This window comes from Streptomyces sp. NPDC037401 (assembly GCF_055602345.1).
In genome coordinates this window covers 22,133-46,118 of sequence record NZ_JBVJWO010000038.1, presented here as the reverse complement: position 1 = coordinate 46,118, position 23,986 = coordinate 22,133, and the positions used below count along the sequence as shown (strand labels likewise).

At 73.7% G+C, this 23,986-nt stretch carries 22 protein-coding genes; 9 read left to right on the top strand and 13 right to left on the bottom strand.

Going from position 1 to position 23,986, the window contains the following annotated elements; all coding sequences use genetic code 11:
* The first annotated feature begins 16 nt into the window (after nt 1-16).
* On the top strand, nt 17-1,771 hold the full coding sequence (locus ACZ7H1_RS31070; RefSeq protein WP_470791117.1) for a hypothetical protein: 1,755 nt from the start codon (nt 17-19) through the stop codon (nt 1,769-1,771).
* A gap of 6 nt (nt 1,772-1,777) precedes the next feature.
* Here ACZ7H1_RS31070 and ACZ7H1_RS31065 read toward each other — a convergent pair whose 3' ends face one another.
* Both ACZ7H1_RS31065 and ACZ7H1_RS31060 read right to left on the bottom strand, forming a co-directional pair.
* Nucleotides 1,778-2,032, bottom strand: a complete 255-nt coding sequence (locus tag ACZ7H1_RS31065; protein WP_470791116.1) for a DUF397 domain-containing protein — start codon at nt 2,030-2,032, stop codon at nt 1,778-1,780.
* Entirely contained in the window at nt 2,016-2,852 is an 837-nt protein-coding gene (locus ACZ7H1_RS31060) for a helix-turn-helix domain-containing protein (RefSeq protein ID WP_470791115.1), read from the bottom strand. Before ACZ7H1_RS31060 ends, ACZ7H1_RS31065 begins: the two co-directional genes overlap by 17 nt.
* A gap of 114 nt (nt 2,853-2,966) precedes the next feature.
* On the opposite strand from ACZ7H1_RS31060, the gene ACZ7H1_RS31055 reads away from it, so the two are divergent.
* Nucleotides 2,967-3,185, top strand: coding sequence for a hypothetical protein (locus ACZ7H1_RS31055; RefSeq protein ID WP_470791114.1), 219 nt, complete (start codon nt 2,967-2,969; stop codon nt 3,183-3,185).
* Nucleotides 3,186-3,249: 64 nt separating this feature from the next.
* Entirely contained in the window at nt 3,250-3,393 is a 144-nt protein-coding gene (locus ACZ7H1_RS31050) for a hypothetical protein (protein ID WP_470791113.1), read from the top strand.
* 14 nt (nt 3,394-3,407) lie between these two features.
* Here the strand turns inward: ACZ7H1_RS31050 and ACZ7H1_RS31045 are convergent, their stop codons facing one another.
* The 3 genes from ACZ7H1_RS31045 to ACZ7H1_RS31035 form a co-directional block, all read right to left on the bottom strand.
* Nucleotides 3,408-4,886: a PTS transporter subunit EIIC gene (locus tag ACZ7H1_RS31045; RefSeq protein ID WP_470791111.1), complete on the bottom strand. Its 1,479-nt coding sequence runs from the start codon at nt 4,884-4,886 to the stop codon at nt 3,408-3,410.
* 61 nt (nt 4,887-4,947) lie between these two features.
* Nucleotides 4,948-5,892: an N-acetylmuramic acid 6-phosphate etherase gene (gene murQ / locus ACZ7H1_RS31040; protein WP_470791109.1), complete on the bottom strand. Its 945-nt coding sequence runs from the start codon at nt 5,890-5,892 to the stop codon at nt 4,948-4,950.
* Nucleotides 5,893-5,906: 14 nt separating this feature from the next.
* Nucleotides 5,907-6,749 (bottom strand): MurR/RpiR family transcriptional regulator, encoded by an 843-nt coding sequence (locus tag ACZ7H1_RS31035; protein ID WP_470791163.1) that lies wholly within the window; start codon nt 6,747-6,749, stop codon nt 5,907-5,909.
* A gap of 239 nt (nt 6,750-6,988) precedes the next feature.
* Between ACZ7H1_RS31035 and ACZ7H1_RS31030 the strand changes: the two genes are divergently transcribed.
* Both ACZ7H1_RS31030 and ACZ7H1_RS31025 read left to right on the top strand, forming a co-directional pair.
* Entirely contained in the window at nt 6,989-7,360 is a 372-nt protein-coding gene (locus ACZ7H1_RS31030; protein WP_470791108.1) for a hypothetical protein, read from the top strand.
* 7 nt (nt 7,361-7,367) lie between these two features.
* Nucleotides 7,368-7,634 carry a DUF4031 domain-containing protein gene (locus ACZ7H1_RS31025; RefSeq protein WP_470791106.1) on the top strand — a complete coding sequence of 89 codons (267 nt, stop codon included), beginning with the start codon at nt 7,368-7,370 and terminating at the stop codon, nt 7,632-7,634.
* 63 nt (nt 7,635-7,697) lie between these two features.
* Here the strand turns inward: ACZ7H1_RS31025 and ACZ7H1_RS31020 are convergent, their stop codons facing one another.
* The 3 genes from ACZ7H1_RS31020 to ACZ7H1_RS31010 form a co-directional block, all read right to left on the bottom strand.
* The gene (locus ACZ7H1_RS31020) at nt 7,698-10,286 is read right to left on the bottom strand and encodes an FG-GAP-like repeat-containing protein (protein ID WP_470791105.1); all 2,589 of its coding nucleotides are present in this window, start codon (nt 10,284-10,286) and stop codon (nt 7,698-7,700) included.
* 107 nt (nt 10,287-10,393) lie between these two features.
* Nucleotides 10,394-11,602: a Cmx/CmrA family chloramphenicol efflux MFS transporter gene (locus ACZ7H1_RS31015; protein WP_470791161.1), complete on the bottom strand. Its 1,209-nt coding sequence runs from the start codon at nt 11,600-11,602 to the stop codon at nt 10,394-10,396.
* Nucleotides 11,603-11,705: 103 nt separating this feature from the next.
* On the bottom strand, nt 11,706-12,347 hold the full coding sequence (locus ACZ7H1_RS31010; protein WP_470791104.1) for an HD domain-containing protein: 642 nt from the start codon (nt 12,345-12,347) through the stop codon (nt 11,706-11,708).
* 168 nt (nt 12,348-12,515) lie between these two features.
* Here ACZ7H1_RS31010 and ACZ7H1_RS31005 point away from each other — a divergent pair, with 168 nt between their 5' ends.
* Nucleotides 12,516-13,202, top strand: a complete 687-nt coding sequence (locus ACZ7H1_RS31005) for a copper homeostasis protein CutC (protein WP_470791102.1) — start codon at nt 12,516-12,518, stop codon at nt 13,200-13,202.
* Nucleotides 13,203-13,242: 40 nt separating this feature from the next.
* Here the strand turns inward: ACZ7H1_RS31005 and ACZ7H1_RS31000 are convergent, their stop codons facing one another.
* Both ACZ7H1_RS31000 and ACZ7H1_RS30995 read right to left on the bottom strand, forming a co-directional pair.
* On the bottom strand, nt 13,243-13,812 hold the full coding sequence (locus ACZ7H1_RS31000) for a Uma2 family endonuclease (RefSeq protein WP_470791101.1): 570 nt from the start codon (nt 13,810-13,812) through the stop codon (nt 13,243-13,245).
* Nucleotides 13,813-13,829: 17 nt separating this feature from the next.
* Nucleotides 13,830-15,941 carry a HelD family protein gene (locus ACZ7H1_RS30995; protein WP_470791099.1) on the bottom strand — a complete coding sequence of 704 codons (2,112 nt, stop codon included), beginning with the start codon at nt 15,939-15,941 and terminating at the stop codon, nt 13,830-13,832.
* A gap of 315 nt (nt 15,942-16,256) precedes the next feature.
* On the opposite strand from ACZ7H1_RS30995, the gene ACZ7H1_RS30990 reads away from it, so the two are divergent.
* Nucleotides 16,257-16,442: a hypothetical protein gene (locus ACZ7H1_RS30990; RefSeq protein WP_470791097.1), complete on the top strand. Its 186-nt coding sequence runs from the start codon at nt 16,257-16,259 to the stop codon at nt 16,440-16,442.
* Between the two features lie 138 nt (nt 16,443-16,580).
* Nucleotides 16,581-17,555, top strand: coding sequence for a glycosyltransferase family 87 protein (locus tag ACZ7H1_RS30985; RefSeq protein ID WP_470791096.1), 975 nt, complete (start codon nt 16,581-16,583; stop codon nt 17,553-17,555).
* Here the strand turns inward: ACZ7H1_RS30985 and ACZ7H1_RS30980 are convergent.
* The 3 genes from ACZ7H1_RS30980 to ACZ7H1_RS30970 all read right to left on the bottom strand — a co-directional run bounded on the left by ACZ7H1_RS30980 (nt 17,513) and on the right by ACZ7H1_RS30970 (nt 22,618).
* Nucleotides 17,513-19,156 carry a DNA repair helicase XPB gene (locus ACZ7H1_RS30980; RefSeq protein ID WP_470791095.1) on the bottom strand — a complete coding sequence of 548 codons (1,644 nt, stop codon included), beginning with the start codon at nt 19,154-19,156 and terminating at the stop codon, nt 17,513-17,515. The genes ACZ7H1_RS30985 and ACZ7H1_RS30980 overlap by 43 nt on opposite strands.
* Before the next feature lie 81 nt (nt 19,157-19,237).
* On the bottom strand, nt 19,238-19,828 hold the full coding sequence (locus ACZ7H1_RS30975) for a DUF4291 domain-containing protein (RefSeq protein WP_470791094.1): 591 nt from the start codon (nt 19,826-19,828) through the stop codon (nt 19,238-19,240).
* A 156-nt stretch (nt 19,829-19,984) separates the two neighbouring features.
* Nucleotides 19,985-22,618 carry a helicase-associated domain-containing protein gene (locus ACZ7H1_RS30970; protein ID WP_470791092.1) on the bottom strand — a complete coding sequence of 878 codons (2,634 nt, stop codon included), beginning with the start codon at nt 22,616-22,618 and terminating at the stop codon, nt 19,985-19,987.
* Nucleotides 22,619-22,702: 84 nt separating this feature from the next.
* On the opposite strand from ACZ7H1_RS30970, the gene ACZ7H1_RS30965 reads away from it, so the two are divergent.
* Nucleotides 22,703-23,860, top strand: a complete 1,158-nt coding sequence (locus ACZ7H1_RS30965) for a hypothetical protein (protein ID WP_470791091.1) — start codon at nt 22,703-22,705, stop codon at nt 23,858-23,860.
* Nucleotides 23,861-23,986: the final 126 nt, after the last annotated feature.

Here is a 23,986-nt window from a genome sequence, read left to right as displayed (position 1 = left end):
GCGGGTCGAAGCGTTCATGAAGTCTCGTCTCCCTCTGCTGGCCGCGGCCGGTCTGGTGGCCCTCGGGCTGTCGGCACCGGCTGCCGCGCAGGCCGCGCCCGCGCTCCTGACCGCCCCCGCCGCCCTCACGGCCCCTGCAGCCGAGGCCGACAAGCCGATCCGCGTGGAGCTGCTGCCCGGCTCGCTGAGCCTGGGCGTCGGCGGATGGCAAGAGCTGCGGGCGTACGTCGACAACCAGGGCGAGGAATACGAGGGCAAGTTCACCTACGTCCTGGACTACACCGGCATCGCCGGGTTCGCGGTGGGTTCCATCGGCTTCCCGCACGACGACTGCCCGACGGTGGGCACGAAGGTCGTCTGCGAGACGGAGGGCAGGTTCCGGGCCCACACCCGCGGTCAGCTCTCCGACCTGGACATCCGCGCCCTGCCCGGTGCGAAGCTCGGCGACCGCGGCACCCTGAAGGCCACGCTCGAGGTCGAGGGCCGGGTCGTCGAGTCCGCGTCGACGGAGGTCGTGGTCGGCGGCCCCGACCTCGCCATGGTCCCGGGCGGGTCCGACGACCGGCAGGCCAAGCCGGGCGACCGCCTGGAGCTGCCGTTCACCTTCCGCAACCAGGGCACCGAGCCCGTCACCGACGTGCTGCTGAAGGGGGACAGCTCGTACGGCCTGGAGCGCCTCGGCGAGTACTCCAACTGCCAGTACGGCAAGGGATCCATCGGCTGGACGGGCAGCGACAGCACCACCACCTACATGTGCCGGATCAAGGGCACCTTCCTCCCGGGCAAGACCTACGAGCTGGCCACCCCGACCGCGCTGAAGGTCGCGGCCTGGGCGCGGAGCAGCGAGGACGTCGCCCTTGAGGTGCACGCGGACACCCCGGCGCACCGCAAGGACTGGCAGGAGGGCCGCGAGGTCCGCCAGGGCAAGGGCGCCGCGCTGAGCCTCAAGGAGGTGCCGGCCGCGCGCAGCGCCACGAGCGGCCGCTCCGGCGACGACACCAATCCGTTCAACAACTGGCAGCGCGTGACCCTCCGCATCCCCGGCACCACGACCGACTTCGAGGCGGTCGGCGGCACGGTCCGCGGCAAGGCCGGCGACACGGTGAAGGCCACGCTGGGCGTGCGCTACAACGGTTCCGCGTGGTTCATCGCGGGCGAGGGCGGCGCGATCGCCAACCTCCGGCTGCCGGACGGGGTCTCGATGGTGGAGACCGACCCGGGCTGCCCGCTGTGGGAGGGCGACCGCGGCGAGGACGGGGACGCCGAGCCGGACCCGGGCCCGGTGCCGACGTACCGCTGCAAGGTGACGGGTGAGGACCGGAACTTCCTGAAGCCGGGCGACGCCTGGACGTACACCTTCACGCTGAAGCTGGACGAGGAACTCAAGGACGCGGCCGGCACGTTCACGACCCGGGTGGTCGAGGACGGCGATTTCGACCGGGTGACCGCGAACGACACCGCCAAGCTCCTGGTGAACCCGGCCGAGACCGGCACGTCGGGCAGCAACACGGCCGGTACGACGGGCGGCTCCGCGGGCACGACCGGCGGCACGGCGGGCGGTTCCACCGGCGGCACGACGGGTACGACCGGCGGCGCCACGGGGGGTACGGCGGGCTCCACCGGTACGACGCGCGGCTCGGGCGGCGGTGGTGGCGACCTCGCGGTCACCGGCACCACCGCCCTGTACGCGGGTGGCGCGGCCGCCGTGGCCCTGGCTGCCGGAGCGGGACTCCTCGCGGTGTCCCGCCGCCGGAAGCGCCAGGGCGCCTAGGCGCTCCTAGAGCGCGGTCACGAAGGCCGACCACGCCTGGTGCCGGAACACCAGGTGGGGGCCTTCGGGCCGCTTGGAGTCGCGGACGGGGACTATACGGGGGTGTCCGTCCGCGACTTCGAGGCAGTTGCCACCACTTGCATCGCTGTGGGTGGACTTGCGCCAGGTGGCCATCTCGACGCAGCTACCGCCGCTGCCATCGCTGTAGCTGGACTTGTGCCACGTGGCTGCCGACAGGTCGTACTCAGGCGTGCTGGTCATGTGCGTAATCCTCCGCCACGGACTCGATCAAGGCCAGGGATTCGCTGGGTGACAGCGCGGTGGCCGTGAGCAGATCGTAGGACAGGGAGTGACGGCATACTTCCGCCGGATCGTCGAAGAGCAGCCCGGTTCCGTTGCCTTGGACGTAGGCGAGAGGAGGTGCGTCCTCGAAGGACATGAGCTGAAGGAATCCGCCCATTGATGCGTGAGCGCCGGCCTTGAACGGCATCACCTGGACGATGGTCCGGTGGGATCGCGCCAAGGCTACGAGATGGGTGAGTGCCTCTGCCATCACCGCGGGGCCTCCAACCGATCGTCGGAGAACTGCCTCGTCAAGCACGCACCACAACAGCGGGGTTGTTGGATCACTCAGCAGTGCGGCCCGTGCCAGCCGGTTCGTGACCAGCTCGTCGATCACCTCCTCCGGGGCCGTCGGCTGGTACGCGCGGAAGACGGCCCGCGCGTACGCCTCCGTCTGGAGCAGTCCCGGGATGATCAGCGGCGCGTACTCCCGGATGGCCTTCGCCAGGGCTTCGGCTTCGGCCGCCGCCGCGAAGTGGTCCGGGTATTTGGATTTGGCGGCAGCGCCGCAGTTGCGCTCGAAGAAGCCGCCGGTGTCGAGGAGTTCATCGATCTGCCGGGCGAATTCGAGGTGCATCCGGCGGGTGCCGGCCTCCAGCTGGCCGATGAACGATCCACTGACAAAGAGCGGTTCGCCGAGCTCGGCCTGACTGAGGCCTGCGCGCTCGCGTGCGACGCGCAGTTCTGCGCCCAGCAGGGCGCGTGGTGAGGCGGACGGGTCGAGGTTCTTCCCTGCCATGGCAACTCCAAGGCCAACAGGTGCGGTTGTTTCGCGGCCGTCCTTGAAAGGCTAGCGAGCCCGTCGCCACTCTGTGTGCAGAAAGCGAACACTCAGAGTAGAAGGTGACATGGCATGGTGCTCACGGCACACGAGCGGTTCCAGGCGGTCCAAGAGGCCCTGGGGCAGCTGAAGGAGGCCCTGGACGGAGTGGGCGTCGTCCTGCCGTCGCTGGGCATGGACCAGGTCTCGGCGGCGGGAACGTACGGGCTGCCGCTGATCGACCTGGGCCGGTGCAACCTCGACACCGCGCTGCGGCTGGCCGCCGTACTGCACGCGAAGGCGCACGCATGACGCGCACTCCCGGGCGGGCGGCCGGTGCCGTATGTAGGTTCGAGGGGTCTGGACGGGTCCTTTCATGTACAGCCGGGGAGGCCGCTATGTCCCCCTGACGCACGTCGACATCGACGACGAGGCGCTGGAGACGGCCAAGAGGCTGGGCGGCCACCGGACGAAGCTGTGGGAGCGCGACGTCCACGAGGGGCCGCCCACCAGCTGGTGAACGGCCGGGTCGGGTCAGGTCAAGGCCGGTTGCTTCGCGTCCTCCGGGGCCGGGGGGCCGGCCTCCGCGTTCAGTTCGGTCAGCATCTCCCGCGTGAAGCCGAAGAAGTACGTGGCCAGGAAGCCGACGAGGTAGCCAGCGCCCAGGCCGGCGGCGTAGACGGCGATCGTGGTGAGCACGCCCCGCGAGCCGTCGAGCAGGGGGAACAGGGCCCAGCCGGAAGGGCCGATGGCGGTGGAGCCGAAGGACAGGCCGAGCTGGTTGAAGAGGCCGAGGAGCGCGCCGCCCGCCGCGCCGCCGACGCACGCCGTGACGAACGGGCGGCCGAGGGGGAGTGAGACGCCGTAGATGAGGGGTTCTCCGACGCCCAGGAGGCCGGCCGGGAGCGCCGACTTGATGGTGGTGCGGATCGAGCCGTTGCGGGGGAGGCGGAGGTAGACGGCGGCGGCCGCGCCCACCTGGCCCGCGCCCGCCATGGCGAGGATCGGCAGGAGGACGGTGTAGCCCTGCTGTTCGATGAGCGTGGTGTGGATGGGGATGAGGGCCTGGTGGAGGCCCAGCATCACCAGCGGGAGGAAGAGGCCGCCGAGGATCAGGCCGGCGAGGGCGCCGCCGTGGGCGAGGAGCCAGTTCGCGGCCGTGCCGATGGCCTGGGAGACCTCGCCGGCGACGAACATCAGGCCGAAGATCGTGACGAGTCCGGAGATCAGGACGGTCAGGGTCGGGGTGACCAGGACGTCGAGGGATTCGGGGACCCGGCGGCGGCACCACTTCTCCACGTACACGGCGAGCAGGGCCGCGCCGAGGGCGCCGAGGACGCCGCCCTGGCCGGGGGAGAGCGCCAGGCCGAAGGCGGTGATCTTGGCGACGCCGGGGAAGACGATGATGGCGGCGACCGCACCGCCGAGGACCGGGGTGCCGCCGAACTCCTTCGCGGTGTTGTAGCCGACGAAGACCGCGATGAGGGACATGAAGCCGGAGGCAATGGCGGCGAGGGCGGGGACGATCGCGGGGGCCCGGCCGAGGTTGGTGAGCAGGCCGTTCAGGCCCGCGATGATGCCGCAGCCGATGAGGGCGGGGATCAGCGGGACGAAGATGTTCGCGATCCGGCGCAGGAGGAGCTTGAAGGGGGTGGCGTTCTTCGCCTTCTGCGCGGCCTTGAGGGCGGCTCCCTGTGCGGCGAGGCCTTCGGCGGTGAGCGGCTGGGTGGCTTCCCGGGTGGCGGCGGCGGTGCGGCCCGCTTCGACGAGGGCCTCGAACTCGGGGGTGACGCGGGAGACCGTGCCCGGCCCCAGCACGATCTGGAACGTGTCGTCCTCGACCACGCCCAGCACGGCGGGCAGCGCCCGCAGCGGCGCGTCCTGGACCAGGCTGCGGTCGCGCAGGCCGATCCGCAGGCGGGTCATGCAGTGGGCGATCGAGGTGATGTTGTCGGGGCCGCCGACCAGGGGGAGGATCGCGGCGGCGGTGGCGCGGTTCTTGTCTGTGGCCATGGTGGGGGTGCCTTGCTGTGGGGGGAGCGGGGCGGTACGGCGGGGCGTGCCAGCGGCTGTGTCAGCGGGTGTGGCCGTGGGCGAGGGCGGCGCGCAGGTGGCCGTGGTTCTCGTCCAGCAGGCGGGCTGCGGTGGGGGCGTCGACCGCGCCGAGGACGACGAGGATGGCGTGCTTGACCTCCCCGCCGGTGGCGGCGAGTGCCGCCTCGATCTCCTCGTCGGGGGCGCCGGTCGCGAGGGCGACGATGCGCCGGGAGCGGGCCCGCAGCTTTTCGTTGGAGGCGCGGACGTCGACCATCAGGTTCCCGTACGTCTTGCCGAGCCGGATCATCGTGACGGTCGAGAGCAGGTTGAGCACGAGCTTCTGCGCCGTACCGGCCTTCAGGCGGGTGGATCCGGTGAGCAGTTCGGGGCCGACGACGACCTCGATGCCGTGCTCGGCGGCCGCGGCGAGGGCGCTGCCGGCGTTGCAGGACAGTCCGACGGTCAGGGCGCCCCGGCTGCGGGCGTACTCGACGGCCCCGACGGCGTACGGGGTGCGGCCGGAGGCCGAGATGCCGACGACGGTGTCGGCTTCGGTCAGGTCGAGGGCGGTGAGGTCGGCCGCGGCGAACTCCTTCGAGTCCTCGGCCCCTTCGACGGCCCTGATCATCGCGGCCGGGCCTCCGGCGATGAGGCCGACGACCTGCGCGGGGTCGGTGTTGAAGGTCGGCGGGCACTCGCTGGCGTCCAGGACGCCCATCCGCCCGGCGGTGCCGGCGCCCGCGTAGACGAGCCGTCCGCCGCGGGCCATCCGCTCGGCGATGGCGTCGATCGCGGCGGCGATCTGCGGCAGCTGCGTGGCGACGGCGACGGGGACGGAGGCGTCCTCCGCGTTCATCGTGCGGACGATGTCGAGGGTGGACTGCCGGTCGATCTCGGCGAGTTCGGGGCGGAAGGCCTCGGTGGTGAGCGTGTCGAGCTGGGCGCGGAGTTCTGCTGCGTAGCCGGTGTGCGGGGTGGCCATGGGCGTACGGGCTCCTATCGGGCGGTGTGGCGGGGGGCGAGGGCTTCGTAGGAGGCTGCGAGGGCGGGTGCGGCGGTGGCGTACGTGCGCTGGGCGACGCCGACGAACAGGCAGTCCACGACGAGCAGCTGGCTGGTGCGGCTGGACATGGCGGCCGGGCGCAGCTCGCTCTCGCGGGACGCCGAGGTGGCGAGGACCAGGTCGGCGCAGCGGGCGACCGGGCTCTCGGGGCGGCCGGTGATCGCGATGGTGGTCGCGCCGTGCTCGAAGGCCGTACGGAGGGGGTCGACCGCGTCGCCGGTGGCGCCGGAGTGGGTGATCGCGACGGCGGCGTCCCCCGGGCGGAGCTGGACGGCGCTGGTCAGCGCGAGGTGGGCGTCGCCGTGGGCGTGCGCGATCAGGCCGATGCGCAGGAGCTTCTGGGCGAGGTCCTGGCCGACGAGGGCGGAGGCGCCGACGCCGTAGACGTCGATGCGGCGGGCGGTGGCCAGGGCGGTGACGGCGCCGCCGAGCGCGGTGAGGTCGAGGGCGGCGGCGGTGTCGGCGAGGGTCTGGCGTTCGTCGGCCGCGAGCTTGGCGAGGACGTCGGCGAGGGGGTCGTCGACGGCCATGTCGGCGGTGAGGGCCGGGGCGGCGCCGGACTCCTGCTGGGCGGCGAGCGCGGCGAGGGCGAGGCGCAGGTCCTTGTAGCCGGGGTAGCCGAGGAGGCGGGCGGTGCGGACGACGGTCGCCTCGCTGGTGCCGGTGCGTGCGGCGAGGGCGGTGACGGTCAGTGCGGAGCAGCCGGCGGGGTCGGCGGCGACGGCCTCGGCGACGGGCTGCATGGAGCGGGTCAGGGAGGGGGCGAGGCTGCGGATCCGGACGCGGAGGGCGGCGGGCGAGGCGGGGAGCGGGGCGGGGGCCGGGGCGGGGGAGGGTCCGCCGGGCGGCCTGGGCGGCGGGCTGAAGGTTTTCTTCCGATCGGCGCTCACCTTTGAAAGGTATTTTCAGCGGGGAGGGGGGTCAAGACGCCATAGGCCATGACAAAGGGGGTGTCCTTCGGCCGGGGGAAAGGAGGCCCTTCACCACGGGCCGCCCCAAGGGTCACAATTGCCGCATGGACCATGCGACCCCGTTGGAGAAGGCGCTTCACGCCGCCCGTGCCCTGGTCATCGCCGATCTCGTCGCGGGCGAGGTCGCCGATGCCGATGTCGTCTCGCTGGTCGAGGATTCGGTCGCACACCGCCGCTGGTGGGTGGAGCAGTGGCCGGAGGGAATCGACTACCTGTCCGGGCTGATAGCCCAGGACGTGCAGGACGCGCTGCTGGAGAAGTACGGGCGCTGGCCGCTGTGCCCCGTGTGTGAGCACGGCGACCCCCACGCCCTGGACGTGGAACCGGAGTTGGGGCCCGATCCGCACTGGGTGTGCGGGAAGGCCCGGGTGAAGGTGGCGTCGGTCGGAACGCTCGGCGGGGTGTTCGGCCGGTGAGCGCCGTATGACGCTGTACATCGACCCGCCCACCTGGCCGGGCCATGGCCGCATGTGGTCGCACCTGGTCAGCGACGTCTCGTACGACGAGCTGCACGCCTTCGCGGCGGGCATCGGGTGCCCGCCGCGGGCCTTCGAGCGGGACCACTACGACGTGCCGTCGGAACACTACGACGCGGCGGTGGCGGCGGGGGCGGTGGAGATCGGCAGCAAGGAGCTGGTCCGGCGGCTCACTGAGGCGGGCCTGCGCCGCCCGAAGCACCGCGCGCCCTAGGGCCCGCCGCGCGCCGTAGGGCCGCGTACGGCTGCCTGCGGCGCGCGGTCAGTGCGTTCGGCGTCAGTGGATGCCGTTGTAGACCTGCCAGCCGGTGGCGATCTGCGTCTTGGCGGTGAACTTGCCGGTGCCCGTGCCGGACCAGCGCCAGATGGCTCCGCTGGTGTCGCGGGCGACGAGGTCGGCGCGGCCGTCGCCGGTCAGGTCGCCGAGCCCGACCAGGGCGTTGTACGAGGCTCCCCAGTTCGTCGCGAGCCGGGCACCGACATGGAACTTGCCGTCGCCGGTGCCGTACATCCGCCACAGCTCGTTCGAGGTGTTCTGGAGGAGGAGGTCTCCGATGCCGTCGCCGTTGAGGTCCCCGGCGCCGACGATGTGCTTGTAGTCCTTGAACCTGCTGCTCAGCCCGATCCGGGCGGACAGGATGCCCGTCTTGGTGGTGGTGTAGAGGTACAGGCCGCCGGTGCTGGGGTCGCGGGTGATCAGGTCGGGGCGGCCGTCCTTGTTGACGTCGCCGACCGAGGTGAGCTGGTCGTAGACGTTCCAGCCCTTGCCGAGGACCTTGTACGGGCTGGTGGGCTTCAGCGCCGCCCCGCAAGCAGGGGTGTAGAGGCGCATTTCACCGGTGGCGAGGCGCACCAGGGTGTCGTTGCAGCGGTCGCCGTTCGTGTCGCCGAAGGGGACCGGGCGGAATCCCTTGGGCCAGCCCGTCGTCGTGCTGCTGCCGCTGAAGTTGGCCGTAGCCGCGTGCCCGTACGCGATCCCCAGCGAACCCGAGGCGGTGGTCTGGAACAGGTCGCCGGTGCCGTCCGGGGTGACCGTCCGGGCGCCGAAGTCGCGGTGCACGGCCGCGCCGCCCGTGACCGTCAGCTTGCCGGAGGCCAGGGTGACCGGCCACGGGCCGCGGACGGCGGTGGCCTTCACGGTCCAGGTCAGCGGGCCGTTCGGGGCGACGGCGCCGGCGTCGGTGCGGCCGTTCCAGACGGGCTTGAAGGAGCTCGCGGCGGTGGACTGCGTCAGGGTGCGCACCACCCGGCCGGAGGTGTCGGCCAGGGTGAGGGACCATTGGGCGGCGGGCAGGTTGACGTTCCAGACCGGGGCCCAGACCTTGCTGGTGGCAGTGGTCCCGGCGAGCGCCGCGCTGCCGGGCACGGTGGAACCGGTCAGGGCGAGCGGAGGCGCGGTGGTCGTGCGCGTGGAGCGGAGGTTCCCGGACAGGGCGGCCGCGGTGCCGCCGGGACCGGCCGCGATGCGGAGATTGGAGTCGGAGCCGTGTCCGGGCACCGAAGCCGCTGCGCTCCACGCGCCGTCGGACGCACTGCGGGCTGCGCTGAAGAGCTTGTAGGTCTTGTCCACCCACAGCGTGCGCACGGTGCCGTCCGGACCGATGACGGTTTGGGACGAGCTGTTCCCGCTGCCCGGGGAGAGGTCGCGCGGGGCGGGCCACGCCTCCGCGCCGGCGGTCAGGGTCGAGGTGTAGACATGGCGGGCATAGTCGTCGTTGTCGTTGTCCCACTCCACCGCCTCGTCCCAGACCAGGGTGACGTCCCCGGTGGGACCGACGAGCGGCTTCCACGTACCGCCGATCCCTGCGAGCCGTCCCACCGGCACCTTCAGGGCCGGTCCCCATGCCCCCGAAGGGGAGGTGCGGACGCTGGTGGTGAGGTGGCGGACCTGGGTGGGGCCGCCGATGCCGTCGTCGTCCTGGCCCCAGACCAGGGCGAGGGCGCCGCCGCGGCCCGCGCCGATGCGGAGGCTCATCATGTTCTTGCCTTCGGCCACGGCCACGGGGGCACCCCAGGCCCCGGCCCCCGCGGCGCGGCTGACGGTCGTGACGACGGACGGGCCCGTGGCCTTCTTGTGCAGGAAGGACGCGTGGACCGTGCCCTGGTGATCCACCGCGACATCGGGATGGGTGTACGAATCACCCTCGGCTCCGGGGGCGGCGAGCGTCGTCGGAGCGGACCAGGTGCCGTCGGCGGCCCGGGTGGCGGTGGCGACGGACCAGCCCGCGTTCGTGTCGGAGCCCTTGGGGCGCTGGTTCCACACGGCCGTGTAGGAGCCGTCCGGTCCGGTGGCCACGTTGTACGACCGGACGGAGAGCGAGTCGTCGAAGCCGATCAGTTCCGTCGGCTCGGACCAGGTGCCGGTGGCCGTGGACAGGGTGGCCGTGAAGAGCCGGGCCGCCGGCTCGAAGAACCACCGGCCGGGCGGCTCGGGGGACTCGGACCACAGGGCGGTCACCGTACCGTCGTCGCCCGCGACCAGGCCCACCGCGCCCAGACCGACCTCGGTCGAGGCGAGCTCGACCGTCGGCCCCCACGCATCGGCGTTCGCCGGCCGCACCGCCGCCTTGACGATGCCCTGGGCGGGGTGCCGCCCCGGCTCCTCGTCCACCCACGCGGCCACTTCCGAGCCGTTGGAGGCAATGGCCAGGGCGGTGGGACCGCCGCGGCTGCTGCCGACGTCGACGGCCCCTTCCCACGCCAGCTGGGGCCCGGCCGCAGCAGTTGCGGCTGCGGCAGCGGTCCCGGTCGTTGCTGCGGCCGTTGCAGCGGTGAGGAGCGGGGTGACCGCGCCGCCGGCGACGACGAGCGCGACGGTCGTGACGGCGGCCGCGAGACGGCCGCGAGTGCGGGCGTGTGCGCCCATGTGGCAGTTCCTTCCCCTGAAGCGCAGTGATCGGGGGTTGGACCGCCGGGCAGTTCGAATGGTTGTACGGAAAGATCGACTTCCTTCCGGCGTGACTTGGCTCCGGGTCAGCTCCGGGTCAGTTCCGCGGCCGGGGCGGCGGACGAGGTGGTGACCACGCGGCTCGGGGTGCTGCGGCGGTGCAGTCGCAGCGAGACCGCGGCCAGCGCGATCGCGGTCACCGTCATCGCGGCGCCCGCCCAGGCGGTCGACGAGAAGCCGTAGCCCGCGTCGATGACCGTGCCGCCGAGCCAGGGGCCGCCGGTGTTGCCCAGGTTGAACGCGGCCGTCGTGGTCGCGCCCGCCAGGGTGGGGGCCGCGCCGGCGACGTTGAACATCCGGGCGTTGAGCGCCGGCGCGGTGAAGAAGGCCGAGACGCCGAGCAGGAAGGCCAGGACGACGGCCGCGACCTGGACGTGCCCGAGCAGGGCCAGCGCGACCATGAAGACCGTGGAGGCGGAGGTGCCGCCCACCATCACGCCGAACAGGTGCGCGTCGGCGTACCGCCCGCCGATGGCCGTGCCGGCCAGGGCGCCGAGGCCGAAGAGCCCGAGGATCCACGGCACCCAGGACGAGTTGAGACCCGCGACGTCCGTGAGCAGCGGGGCCAGGTAGCTGAACGCGCAGAAGACGCCGCCCGCTGCGAGCGCGGTGACGGCGACGGACAGCCACACCTGCCGGTCGCGGTAGATCCGCAGCTCGCGCCGGAGGGTGGGCTTCTCGTCGGGCAGCGCGATGTGCGGGATCCGCAGCAGGACGCCGACGAGGGCGATCGCGGAGGCGGCGCCCACGGCCCAGAACGCGGAGCGCCAGCCCCAGTACTCGCCGAGGAAGGCGCCGGCCGGCACGCCGAGGACGTTCGCGATCGACAGGCCGCCGATCATCACGGCCATGGCGCGGGCGCGGGCGTTCTGCGGCACCATCGCGATGGCGACGGCCGCGCCGACGGCCCAGAACCCGGCACAGGCGAGGGCGCTCAGCACCCGGGAGGCGAACAGCAGCTCGTACGAGGGCGCCAGCGCGCCGGCGACCTGGCCGAGCCCGAAGACGCTGATCAGGGCGATCAAGGTGGTGCGGCGGGGCAGCCGCAGGGTGGCGACGGCCAGCAGCGGGGCACCGACGACCATGCCGATCGCGAAGGCGGATATGAGCAGGCCCGCCTGCGGGATCGTGACGCCCATGTCCTGCGCGATGGGTGGCAGCAGCCCGGAGAGCATGAACTCGCTGGTGCCGAGTGCGAAGACGGACAGGCCGAGGATGTAGACGGCCACGGGCATACGGGTGCGTTCGGGAGCTGCGGGCATGAACTGGATCAACCCCGGTGATGTCCGGCACATTCCCCGGGGTGGCGCCGTGTCACGCGTTGTTCACAGTGCCCGGTCAGAGGGTGGCGAGCTCGGCGGCGAGGTTGCGGCGGGCCACGGCCTCCCAGTGGGCGGTGCCGTACGGCGTGTGGAAGAGCCGCGGCAGGCCGAGCAGCTGCTGCAGGACGCCGGCCCGGCCCTCGCGGAAGGCCTCCTCGGGTACGAAGGCGTACTCGTCGCGGACGGCGGCGACGTAGGCGGCGTACGCGTCCGGGTCGCCGGCGAGGACGGCGAGGTCGGCGTCGCAGAGGACCTCGCCGTTGGTGTCGCCGGGGGCCGGGTGGTGGGTGACGGTGAGCCGCACCAGGCGGGCGACCTCGGCTGTGGTGGCCGCGTCGACTCCGAGCTCGGGCAGGGCGCGCTCGGCGAGGGCGGCGCTGCGCTCCTCGTTCTCGGAGCGGTCCGGTCTGTAGACGGCGTCGTGGAACCACGCGGCCAGCCGAACGGCCGCGGGGTCGGCGGCGTGCCCGGCGAGTACGTCGATGTGGTCGAGCACCGCCGTGAGGTGGGCGGTGGTGTGGTACCGGCGCTGCGGCTCGCCCCAGGCCGCGAGCAGCCGGGCGGCGTACGGAGCCGGGTCGGGGCCCGCGCCCTCCGCGCGGGCGGCGGTCACGGTCTCGTGCCAGCGGGATTCGAGCTGCGCGGTGTCGGTAGGCATGCGGTCATTGTCCTGGTGGCGCGGTGCGGCTCGGTGTGGGACGGGTGGCGGTGGCGTGAATGTGCTGGTGGAACGCGAGGCGGCGCCCGTACCCTGTAATTGGACTAGACCTATTTTCCATATCAGCAGCTTTCCCGGTTTACCGGTCTTCCCAAGGAATGAGGCCATATGAGCATCCGTGCAGTCCTGGAGGTGATCGCCCTCAACGCCGAGGACGCGATCGCGGCCCAGGCCGGTGGGGCGGACCGTCTGGAACTGGTCACCGACATGGCCGCGGACGGGCTGACCCCGTCGCGGGAGACCTTCGCGTCGATCCGCGCCGCCGTCGACATCCCGCTGCGCGTGATGCTCCGGCTGTCCGACGGCTTCGCCGCCGGCGACCTCGACCGGCTGGTCGAGGCGGCCCGCGGACTGCGGGCCGAGGGCGCGGAGGAGTTCGTGCTCGGCTTCCTGCACCCGGACGGCACCCCGGACCTGACCGCCGTGGAGACCCTCGCCGCCGAGCTCACGGGCTGCCGGTGGACGTTCCACCGGGCCATCGACCGGGCCGCCGACCGCGACCAGCTGCGCAAGTCGCTCGCCGACCTGCCCGGCCTCGACACCTACCTGACCGCCGGATCGGCGTCGGGCGTGGCCGACGGCCTCCCCGTCCTGCTCGCCGAGGCCGCCCGCCGCGGCGAGCCCGGCTACGAGCCGCAGATCCTCGTCGGCGGCGGACTCCAGCTGGAGCACCTGCCGCAGCTGCGCGCGGCCGGCATCGACGCCTTCCACATCGGCGGCGCGGCCCGCCCCGACGGCTGGGACCGCCCGGTCTCGCAGTCCGCGGTCGCGGACTGGCGCACGGCCCTGGACTGACCCTGGCCTTTCCCCCGGCCCCGGCCCGGCCCGGACGGGCTCACGGCGTGAGCCCGTCCAGGTCCAGCTCGACAGAGAAGGGCACGGGCCGCTTGAGCACCCCGCGGAAGATCCCCGAGGCGACGTAGCCACCGGTCGGCCGGTCCAGTTCGTAGACGTGCACGACCGGCGCCCCGTCCTCTTCCTCGACGCACCAGTAGTGCGGGATGCCGGCCTCGGCGTACTTGCGGAGCTTGACGGTCCGGTCGCGGTGGGCCGACTCCGGGGAGACCACCTCGACCACGAGCCGGATCTCCTCGGGTGCGAACCACGTGCGGTCGCGCGAGTACTCGGCGTCCGTGACCAGCAGATCCGGCTCGGGGCGGTTCCGTTCGTCGAGGCGGATGGTCATCTCGCGGCCGACACGGTGCCCTTCGGGGACCTGCTGCCTCAGCGCGATGGTGAGGTCGGTGACGATCTCACCGTGCCACCACCTCTGGGGGGACATCATGAAGACGAGCGCTCCGTCGATGAGTTCCGTGTGGCGGGGGGCGTCGGGCAGGTGGTCCAGGTCCTCCGCGAACCACCCCTCCGCGCGCGGCGGGTACATCCACTCGGGCATGGCAGTCATGCGCTCACGGTAGTCGTTCACGCGGCCCCCGCGCCGCCCGTGGCCAACGCTTCCGGGAGCGGGGTGTGGTGGAGGGTGGTCAGGCCCGAGACCGCTCGGGTGAGGCAGACGTAGAGGCGGCGCAGGCCGGTGCGCTCGTCCGGTTCGCCGTCCACGATGGCCGCGGGCTCGTCCAGGACCACGTAGTCGTACTCCAGACCCTTGGCCAGGGACGCCGGGACCAGCGTCAGCCGGGACTCGGCCGTGGTCTCCTCGCCCGGAGAGAGGTACGGCAGCCCCTCCGCGAGCAGCGCCTCCGCCAGTCCCGGGATCCGGGCGTCCGCGGCGATCAGGCCGATCGAGCCCTCGTGGTGCAGGGCCGCCCGGCACGCGCCGACGACCGACGCCGTGAGCGCCTCCGCCTCCGCGACCTCCTCGACGACCAGCGAGCCCGGGGTCTCACGGACGGAGGAGACGGCGGCCAGCCCCGGCGAGATCGCGGGGAGCAGCCGGGACGCGTACGCGATGACCTCGCGCGGCACGCGGAAGCCCGCCGTGAGCTCTTCGAGCACGGCCTCGGGCTTGCCCAGGTGGGTCAGCGCCTCGGACCAGCTGCGGGTGGCCCAGGGCGTGGTGCCCTGCGCGAGGTCGCCCAGGACGGTCGCCGAGCCGGTGGTGCAGCGGCGGCCCACCGCGCGGTACTGCATCGGGGACAGGTCCTGCGCTTCGTCGACGACCACGTGGCCCAGCGAATGGGTCCGCTCGACGAGGTCCGCGGCCTCGTCGATGAGCACCAGGTCGGCCGCCGACCACTTCGCGGACTTCACGCTGCGGAACGGCTTGGGCCACAGCAGCAGCTTCTGCTCGTCCGCCGACAGCAGCCCCTCGGCGTGCGCGGCGAGGAACTCCGCGTCCGACAGCAGCCGCAGCACCAGCTTCGCCGGGTCGACCACCGGCCAGACGGCCTTCACCGCGGCCTTGACGGCGGCGTTGCGGGCCACCGCGTCCTGCACCCGGTCGTCCGGGGCCTCGCCCGCCTGCTCCATCCGAACCAGCACCGCGTGCGCGATGCGCTGCGGCAGCGCGGCCAGCGCGGCGCCGTACCGCATGTCGCGGGACTGGAGCTCGGTGACGATCTCCTCCAGCTCGTACGCCGGGATCCGCCAGCGGCGCGAGCCGCGCACGACCATCAGGGGCTCGGTCGGCAGTGTGACGTGCGCGCGGACCGCCCGCCGCAGCACCTCGGCCATCCGGGCGTCGCCCTTGACGACGGCCGTCTCCGCCGGGTCCTCGCCGCGCACCTCCGTGCCGGGCCGCGCCACCAGGTCGTCGACGGTGGCCTGCTTGACATCGAGCTCGCCCAGCGCCGGCAGGACCTGCTCGATGTAGTGCAGGAAGGAACGGTTCGGCCCGATGACCAGGGTGCCGGTACGGGCGAGCCGCTCGCGGTGCGCGTAGAGCAGGTACGCCACCCGGTGCAGGCCGACGGCGGTCTTCCCGGTGCCGGGACCCCCCTGCACGCAGACCGACCCGGACAGGCCCGAGCGGACGATCTCGTCCTGCTCCGGCTGGATCGTGGCGACGATGTCGCGCATGGGGCCGACGCGGGGCCGCTCGATCTCCTGCTGGAGCAGCTTGCTGACGGCGGCCGCCTCGGCCGGGTCGGAGAGGTGCTCGTCCTCGTACGCGGTGAGCTCGCCGCCCGTGTAGCCGAAGCGCCGGCGCAGCGCGATGTCCTGCGGGTCCTTCTTGGAGGCGCGGTAGAACGGCTGGGAGACCGGAGCACGCCAGTCGATCACCATCGGGTCGCCCCCGGCGTCGTGCACGTGGCGGCGCCCGATGTAGAACTGCTCGCCCTCCGCGCCCTCGGCCCGGTCCGCGCCCGGCGCGTGCAGGTAGTCGAGGCGGCCGAAGAAGAGCGGGGTGTGCGCGAGGTCCGCGAGCGCCTTGATGCGGTCGTCGATCTGGGCCTGCAGGACCAGGGAGTTGACCCAGTTCGCGGTGACGTCCCGGATGTCGAGCGCCTCGACGTCCTCGCGCATCGCGCGCAGGGCGGAACGGGAAGCGGCCAGGTGCGCCCGCTCGCGGGCGAGCGGGTCGGCGAGGTGCGCGGGGTCGTCGTGCAGGTCTTCGGGGGCGTGCGCGGGCACGGTCTGCCTCCAGCTCGGGAGATCGGTCCTCGGGATCAGGTCTTCGACAGGAGCCGGCCGGTTTCCGTCCGGGCGGCGGCTCTCCCCGTGCGTGCGTGGGAGGCGGCAAGAGCGGAGATTGTAGTCAGCGCGGCGCACGGAGGCGAACGGATTAACCGGGAGCCGGGAGCTGGGCCCCTGGAGTGAGGTCCTGGGGTATGAGACCTGCGATGGGTCTCCTAGGGGATGCCATGGGACGTGAGGAGGACACCCGCAGGTCCGTGGTTCCGCCCGGAGACCGATGTGATATCCGCGCCGGAAACGCACCATGGATACATGAGCACCGCAACCTTCACCCCGATCCAGGGCGGCCGCCCGAGCGGCGCCACCGCCACCTCCGAGACCCACCCCCGCCACGTCGTCGGCAGCGCGCTGCGCGCCGCCAAGGTCTTCGCCGGAGCCGTCTTCAGCGTGGTCCTGCTCGGCGAGTACGCCGAGGACGCGGGCATCGTCCGGCGCTGACGCCGGACCTTCCGACGCCCCGGCCTTCCGACGCCCCGCCCCTCTGCCGCCGGATCTCGCAGCGCCGGATCTCGCGACGCCGGGCAAGCGGAACGCCGTACCGGCGGGTCACCTCGCTGATCCACTAGGGTCACGCGCGTGATCCGGAGCCCACTGCCACTCCACCGGCTGCCGTCCCTCGCGGGCGTGCTGCCGGCAGGGCTGCTCCTCGCATCGGCCGCGCTGGTCATCGTCCAGCAGGCACTGGTCCCCGCGGCGGACGCCCAGCTGCCGGTCGCCGGGTTCCACGCCGCCGGGTTCCACGCCGCCGGGTGGCAGCCGCCGGCCGGCTGCCCGCCCTTCGCCGCCATCCTGTTCCTGCCGGTCGCCTGGCTGCCCGCCGGCCTGCTGCCGGCCTTTGTCGCCGCGGCGAACGCCACGCTGCTCGCCCTGCTGGTGCTGCTCTCGCGCCGGTTCGTGAGGCCGCCCGCGCCGTCCCCCGCCGCCCGGCGGACCCTGCCTGCCGCGGCGCCCCTGCCGCCCTTGTCCCCCCGGGGCCCCGGGTCGCTCAGGCCCTCCCGGCCCGCCACCCGCCCGTGGCCCGTGATCGCCGCGACCACCGCCGCCCTGTGGCTGGAGACCGTCGTCCAGGGCCTGCTGCTCGGGCAGGCCAGCGTCGCCCTCGCCTGCCTGGTGCTCTGGGACCTCAGCCGTGCCGAAGGCGCGCTCGGCAAGGGCTTCGCGCTCGGCGTCGCCACCGGGATCAGCCTCACCCCGGTCGTCTTCCTCGGCTACTTCCTCGTCACCGGCCGCATCCGGGCCGCGCTGACGGGCCTCGCCGCCTTCGGCGGCACCGTGGCACTCGGCGTGCTCGTCCTGCCCGCCGCGTCCCACGGCTTCTGGACCCGGCAGCTCCCCGACGCCCTGCGCGGGGCCCGGCCCTGGGATCCGGACCCGGACCGGTACCTCCACGCGCTGTCCTCGCCGTACCCGCTGCCGGTGCTCGCGCTGCTGGTGGCCGTCGCCTGGCGGGCCGGCGCCCGGGACCCCGGGAGTGGGATCCCCGCCCAGCGCCGACCGCCCCGGACCGGTCAGCTCCCGGACAGCAGCTCGTCCGCGTCCATGATCCGGTAGGCGTAGCCCTGTTCGGCCAGGAAGCGCTGCCGGTGGGCGGCGAAGTCCTGGTCGATGGTGTCGCGGGCGACGACCGAGTAGAAGCGGGCCTCGTGGCCGTCGGCCTTCGGGCGCAGCACCCGGCCCAGCCGCTGGGCCTCCTCCTGGCGGGAGCCGAACGTGCCCGACACCTGGATCGCGACCGTGGCCTCGGGCAGGTCGATGGAGAAGTTCGCGACCTTGGACACCACGAGCACGTTGATCTCGCCCTGCCGGAAGGCCTCGAAGAGCTTCTCCCGCTGTGCGTTGGAGGTCTCGCCCTTGATCACGGGGGCGTCCAGGTGCTCGCCGAGCTCGTCGAGCTGGTCGATGTACTGCCCGATGACCAGGGTCTGTTCGCCCTGGTGCTTCCTGACCAGAGCCTCCGTCACCTTGCGCTTCGTCGCCGTCGTGGCGCAGAAGCGGTACTTCTCCTCCGTCTCGGCGGTGGCGTACGCGAGGCGCTCGCTCTCGGTCAGGTTGACCCGGACCTCGACGCAGTCGGCGGGCGCGATGTAGCCCTGCGCCTCGATCTCCTTCCACGGCGCGTCGAACCGCTTCGGCCCGATCAGCGAGAAGACGTCGGACTCGCGGCCGTCCTCGCGCACCAGCGTCGCGGTCAGCCCGAGCCGCCGCCGGGCCTGGAGGTCGGCGGTGAACTTGAACACGGGCGCGGGCAGCAGGTGCACCTCGTCGTAGACGATCAGGCCCCAGTCGCGGGAGTCGAAGAGCTCCAGGTGCGGGTAGACGCCCTTCCGCTTGGTCGTCAGCACCTGGTACGTGGCGATGGTGACCGGGCGGATCTCCTTGCGGGTGCCGCTGTACTCGCCGATCTCGTCCTCGGTGAGCGAGGTCCGCTTGACCAGCTCGTGCTTCCACTGGCGGGCCGAGACGGTGTTGGTGACCAGGATCAGCGTGGTGGCCTTCGCCTCGGCCATGGCGCCCGCGCCGACGAGGGTCTTGCCCGCGCCGCAGGGCAGGACGACGACGCCGGAGCCGCCGTGCCAGAAGCCGTCCACGGCCTGCCGCTGGTACGGGCGCAGCGACCAGCCGTCCTCGGCCAGCTCGATGGGGTGCGCCTCGCCGTCCACGTACCCGGCGAGGTCCTCGGCGGGCCAGCCCAGCTTCAGCAGGGTCTGCTTGATCTGGCCGCGCTCGGAGGGGTGCACGGCGACCGTGTCCGGGTCGATCCGGGTCCCGACCAGCGGCGCGATCCGCTTGGAGCGCAGGATCTCCTCGAGCACCGGCCGGTCGGTGCTGGTCAGGACCAGCCCGTGGACCGGGTGCTTGCTGAGGGTCAGGCGGCCGTACCGCGCCATGGTCTCGGCGATGTCGACGAGCAGGGCGTGCGGGACGGGGTAGCGGGAGTACTCGACGAGCGCGTCGACGACCTGCTCGGCATCGTGCCCGGCGGCGCGGGCGTTCCACAGGCCCAGCGGCGTGACGCGGTAGGTGTGGATGTGCTCGGGGGCGCGCTCCAGCTCCGCGAAGGGCGCGATGGCGCGGCGGCAGGCTTCTGCGAGTTCGTGGTCGACTTCGAGGAGCAGCGTCTTGTCACTCTGGACGATCAGCGGACCATTCACCTGGCGTGCATCCCTTCCGGCACGGGGCGGCCGTCCGGGTGCGTACGGCCAAACCTCCAGTGTGCCGTACCGCGCCGCCGGTCAGCGCAGATGCGCGAGCAGTGCGTCGGCGGCCGGGTACGCCGTCTCCCGGGGCAGCAGGGCGTGGGCGCGCTCGTCCTCGCCCGCGCGGACCAGGGCGTGGACCTCCCGCGCCAGCGGGGTGACGTCCCGGATGGACACGGTCCACTCGTCGGCGTACGCGCGGGACAGCTCGCCGGACAGGCCCAGCTGCAGGGACCGGTACGGCAGCGGGTTCAGGTGCAGATCGCGCTCGGGGTCCCACTGCACCCGGGCCGGGTTCTCGCCGAGCTGCTGCTTCCAGGCGGCCTGGTCGGCGTGGAGGTCCGGTTCGTAGTGGGACAGGCAGGAGCGGCGCAGGGCGTGCTCGAATCCCTCGCGGGTGATCTCGACGGCGAGCACGGTCTCCTGATCGGTCTTGGTGCCCCAGCCGCAGCGGTACATCATCCACAGGAACGACGGCTTGATCCACGTCATGCGCTCGCGCTTCCAGGCCGCCGGGAAGCGGCCGTCACGGGCGGCGGGCAGGCCGAGGTGCGGGGCGTAGGCCTGGTAGACGGTGACGGTGGTGTCGGTGTGCAGGGCGCGGATCTGACGGTTCTGTTCTGACATGCGCCCAGGGTGCGGGCCGGGGAAATGCCGTGGCCAGTGAATTAACCGCCGCCTAGGCTCGCGCGCATGAGCGATCATCAGCAGCCACCCGGCTGGGACGGGGTCAGCTGGCCGGCCCCGCGGCGGGTGGCGTACGCACCCCGCTGACGGGCCCGGCTACACCTGGTCCTCGGCCAGCTCCGCGACGCCCGTGATCCGGTGCAGGGCGTACGTGCGGACCTCGTCCGCCGTGTGGTCGTAGCCCGTCACGAAGCCGCCCTCCACCCGCACCGGGGCGATCACCCGCTGGCTCGCCGCGCCGTCGGCGTTCACGTAGCCGATCCACACCGCCGTGCCGGTCAGGGCCGCCGCCTGGACCGTGGCCAGGGTCTCGGCCGCGCTCGTGCGCGGGAGTTCGCCCGGGGTGGCGGCGGCGGGGCCCGTCTCCCGGCGGACGGCGTTCGCCGCCACGTCGCCGGCGCGGATGGCCCGCACGGCCGCCGACAGCAGCGTGGCGTCCGGGACCGGCGGGCCCTCGGGGACCGGCACGGGCGCCGTGCGGGGCGGGGTGCGGTGGGCGTCGGCACGCGAGACCAGCACGTCACCGGTGGCGGACTCGGCGGCCGGGGCGTAGCCGAGGGAACGCAACCCGTCGAGCAGGGCGGACGGTTCGGCCGTGGACGCGAGGACGGTCGGCGCGAGCCGCCGCAGCCCCAGCCCCGCCGACCGCTTGTCGGCGAGGATCTCGCCGAGCACCGAGTCGTCGTCGCAGCGGACGTACGAGGAAGCCGAGCCCACGCGCAGGTGCCCGTGCCGCCGCGCCACGTCGTCGATCAGGTAGGCGAGCGGCTGCGGTACGGGCGTGCGGCTGTGCGTGGTCAGGAAGTCCTGGAGGTCGGAGGCGGTCCGCCCGGCGTCCAGGGCGCGGCGCACCGAGCCGGGCGTGAACCGGTACACCGTCGCCCCGCCCTTGGACTCCACGTCGGCCAGCACGGCCAGCGTGTCCGCGAGATGGCGCTCCAGCGGACCGGGCGCCACTGCCGTCAGGTCGGCCTGGAGCAGGACGTGGTCGACGGGCTCGGGCAGCAGCGGGGCGAGGAGTGCGGCGGCCTGCCGCGCCCGGTCCGCCGCCGTGTCCGCCGCCGTGTCCGCGGGCGTCCCCGCGGGTGCCCCGGCCGGTGCCGCCGCTGGGTCCGGTGCGGCCGGCCCCAGCAGGGCGCGGCCGTGCGCGGCCAGCGCGCCCCGCCCGGTCACGCCGAGGAGTTCGGCCTCGTCGAGGGTCCAATGCGCGAGCCGGGCCCGCAGGTCGCTGCCGCCGCGCACGGGCCGCTCCCACGCCAGCCGGGCGAGCACGGCCGCCCGGTCGGGGGCGCCGCCCTCCGGCAGGGCGGCCAGCAGGAACAGCACGCGGCGCCGCACCTCGGGCGCGGCCGAGCGGTCCAGGTCCGGGCCGAGGACGGACAGGGTGCGCCCCTTGGCGTCCTGTTCGCCGACCAGTCCGCTGGTGCGGGTCGCGGGCAGCCAGGCCGCGGCGAGCACCGCCCACCGGTCGTGCGGGGGCAGCTCCAGCCAGTCGTCGTAGGCGGGCGTCGGCGCGTACCGCTCGTCGGCCTGCCCGTCACTGGCCAGCAGCCCCGCAGCATGGGCGAGTTCGATCCAGAAGGCGGCGACGGACTCGGGCACGTCCAGGGTGGTCGCCGTGCGCTTGAGGTCGCGCACGCTCAGGCCCCCGGCGCGCAGGACGAGCGGCCCGCCGTGGTCCCAGGACCCGAGCAGTTCCTCGACGGTCGAGATGGAGGCCAGCGCCTGGCCGGCCGCATTGGCGTCCACAAGCTGTGGACGGTGCTCGCGCCCGGCCGGCACGGGCGGTGCCAGCGGCTCTGGCGTGCGGTGGGCCCGGCCGCCGCGCAGGTACAGCGCGACCTCGCGGGGCAGCACCACCGTCCGCGCGGACACGGGCAGCAGCAGCCCCCGGTCGCGCAGCCAGCGCACGGGCGGCGCCGGGTCCGCGGTGACCTCGCCGTACGGCGGTCCCCACACCAGCCGCCCGAGCACCACGTGGGCTTCGGCGGGCGCGAGGTCCAGCAGCGCCGACATCCGGTCCCGGTCGCTGAACAGCGAGGTCAGCGCGGTCACCGCCGACACCGGATCGTGCGTGGCGGGGAGTCCGGCCGCGGCGACGATCTCCTGGACGCGGCCCGGCGACATCCCGGCGGTGGCCTCGGCGACGGTCGGGCCGAGGCCCGTGGGGGAGGGGCGGGCGGCGGACGGCGCGAGCAGTTCGCGGGCGGTGCGCACCAGCCGCAGCCGCTGGTCGTCCCCCCACAGCAGGGCCTGGTCGCGCAGGGTCGCGACGGCCGCGGGCAGGGCGCCGCGGATGTCCGCCGTGGTCGTGCCCGTGCCCGTTCCGGTGCCCGTCCCCGACTCGGTCGGGGTGTCCTCGTCGCCCGTCAGCAGCGCTTCGAGGACGTCGTACGGGCAGGGGTCCGGGGCCACGGCCAGCGCCTCGGCGGTCTGCAGCGCGAACCGGTCCAGGCGCTCCAGCGCGCGCACCACCGACGCACGGGTGCCCGCGCGGGTGGCCAGCTGCGTCAGGTCCCCGGGCACCGGGCCGAGCAGGTCCGGGCGGGCCCGCAGCAGGCCGGCGAGGGAGGCGTCGTCTCGGGCGCGCAGCGCCTCGGCGAGGGAGCGCGGTGCGGCGCCGCCCGCGGCGGGTGCGCCGGACCGGCCGTCCGCGCCGTCCGCGCCGGCTGCGCCGGGGGAACCGGCCGGGGAGCTGCTTCCTTCGGACACGTTCGCCTCCTGGTCCATCCGGCCAACGTTAGCCCCTGTCCCCGGGCGGTACGCGCTAACGTCGGGTCTGGCGCGAGACGGCGCTGGGGAGGGAGCGGGGGCGTGGGGATCGAGAGCGACCAGCTGGTCTACGACTACCTGAGCAGGGTCGGCGATCTGGCGCAGCGTCAGCAGCTGCCGTCCGGGGACCGGATGCGGCTGGTGTCGACCCTCCGCAACGAGATCGACCGCCAGCGCGCCAAGTACGACCCGGACACGCCGGCGGCGGTGCGCCGGATCCTGGAGCGGATGGGCAGCCCCGAGGAGGTCCTCGCGGCGGCCGCGGCGGGCGGCGGCGCGAGCGGCAGTACGGACGGCGGTACGGGTACAGGTGCCGGCGGCGTGGCGACGGCGTCCCGTCCGGGCTCCGCCTCCGGGCCCGCCTCCCGGGCGCCGTCGGCTTCCGGCACGCCCGCCGTGCCGGTCCAGCGCGGCCCGCGCCTGTTCCGGAAGACGCCCCCGGTGCCGGAGCCCCGGCCGAGCACCGCCGCGCTGCCCCCGCACCTGGCGGGCGAGGACGAACTCGGCTCCGGGCGCGGCGAGCCCGACTGGTGGCGGGTGGACCCCGTGCCGTTCGGCGCCGGCCTCGACGTACCCGGCTTCGCGGGCGGCATCGAGATCGCGGACCTGCTGCGCAAGCCGCCCGCGGAGGAGGACGGGGACTCCACCGGGAAAGCGGACAAGGCAGATGGGAAAGCCGCTGAAGCCGGAGAGGACACGGAGGAAGCCCCGGGCAAGGCCGCGGGCGCGGCCCCGGAGACGGCCGCCGAACCCGTCGGCCGGGCCCGGACGGTCGCCCGGGCGCTGCGCGACCGCCGCCGCCAGGTGAAGGCCGCAGGGGCCCCCGCCGCCCCCGCGCCCGCTGCCGAGACGGCCGCCGCGCCCCGCCCGAAGCCGCACGCGTTCCTGCTGCTGGCCGCGGCGGTCCTGGTGGGCGGCGCGGTCAGCGGCTCCTGGATGGTGCTCGCGCTGGGCTGGCTCGTCGCGTACGCATCGAGGGTGCTCGGCCCCACCGAGAAGAAGGTCGTGGTGTTCGGGCTGCCGGGCGCGGTGTTCGCCGGTGCGGTGGTCTGGCTGTGGGGGCGGGCCGACGGCCGCTGGGGCGAGGAGCTGGCGGACGGGCAGGCGGAGGCGGCGTTCAGCGGGATGTGGCCGTGGATCGTCCGGGGTGCGGCGGTGGCCTCCGCGCTCTACCTGGTCTGGCGGGCCCGCCGGCGCTGACCGGGGGCACCCCGGGCGCTCCGGACACCCGGGCGCTCCGGACACCCGGGGCTGCGGCCCACGCCTCACGCCTCACGCACGTCGCAGTCCGGTAAACGAATGCTCGGAGCACGTTCCCCCGTTCGA

Bases quoted from the DNA above. Each gene is read 5' to 3' on its own strand.
- ACZ7H1_RS31070 (WP_470791117.1), top strand. From the start codon at position 17: ATGAAGTCTCGTCTCCCTCTGCTGGCCGCGGCCGGTCTGGTGGCCCTC.
- ACZ7H1_RS31065 (WP_470791116.1), bottom strand. From the start codon at position 2,032: ATGACCAGCACGCCTGAGTACGACCTGTCGGCAGCCACGTGGCACAAG.
- ACZ7H1_RS31060 (WP_470791115.1), bottom strand. From the start codon at position 2,852: ATGGCAGGGAAGAACCTCGACCCGTCCGCCTCACCACGCGCCCTGCTG.
- ACZ7H1_RS31055 (WP_470791114.1), top strand. From the start codon at position 2,967: ATGGTGCTCACGGCACACGAGCGGTTCCAGGCGGTCCAAGAGGCCCTG.
- ACZ7H1_RS31050 (WP_470791113.1), top strand. From the start codon at position 3,250: ATGTACAGCCGGGGAGGCCGCTATGTCCCCCTGACGCACGTCGACATC.
- ACZ7H1_RS31045 (WP_470791111.1), bottom strand. From the start codon at position 4,886: ATGGCCACAGACAAGAACCGCGCCACCGCCGCCGCGATCCTCCCCCTG.
- murQ (WP_470791109.1), bottom strand. From the start codon at position 5,892: ATGGCCACCCCGCACACCGGCTACGCAGCAGAACTCCGCGCCCAGCTC.
- ACZ7H1_RS31030 (WP_470791108.1), top strand. From the start codon at position 6,989: ATGGACCATGCGACCCCGTTGGAGAAGGCGCTTCACGCCGCCCGTGCC.
- ACZ7H1_RS31025 (WP_470791106.1), top strand. From the start codon at position 7,368: ATGACGCTGTACATCGACCCGCCCACCTGGCCGGGCCATGGCCGCATG.
- ACZ7H1_RS31020 (WP_470791105.1), bottom strand. From the start codon at position 10,286: ATGGGCGCACACGCCCGCACTCGCGGCCGTCTCGCGGCCGCCGTCACG.
- ACZ7H1_RS31015 (WP_470791161.1), bottom strand. From the start codon at position 11,602: ATGCCCGTGGCCGTCTACATCCTCGGCCTGTCCGTCTTCGCACTCGGC.
- ACZ7H1_RS31010 (WP_470791104.1), bottom strand. From the start codon at position 12,347: ATGCCTACCGACACCGCGCAGCTCGAATCCCGCTGGCACGAGACCGTG.
- ACZ7H1_RS31005 (WP_470791102.1), top strand. From the start codon at position 12,516: ATGAGCATCCGTGCAGTCCTGGAGGTGATCGCCCTCAACGCCGAGGAC.
- ACZ7H1_RS31000 (WP_470791101.1), bottom strand. From the start codon at position 13,812: ATGACTGCCATGCCCGAGTGGATGTACCCGCCGCGCGCGGAGGGGTGG.
- ACZ7H1_RS30990 (WP_470791097.1), top strand. From the start codon at position 16,257: ATGAGCACCGCAACCTTCACCCCGATCCAGGGCGGCCGCCCGAGCGGC.
- ACZ7H1_RS30975 (WP_470791094.1), bottom strand. From the start codon at position 19,828: ATGTCAGAACAGAACCGTCAGATCCGCGCCCTGCACACCGACACCACC.
- ACZ7H1_RS30970 (WP_470791092.1), bottom strand. From the start codon at position 22,618: ATGGACCAGGAGGCGAACGTGTCCGAAGGAAGCAGCTCCCCGGCCGGT.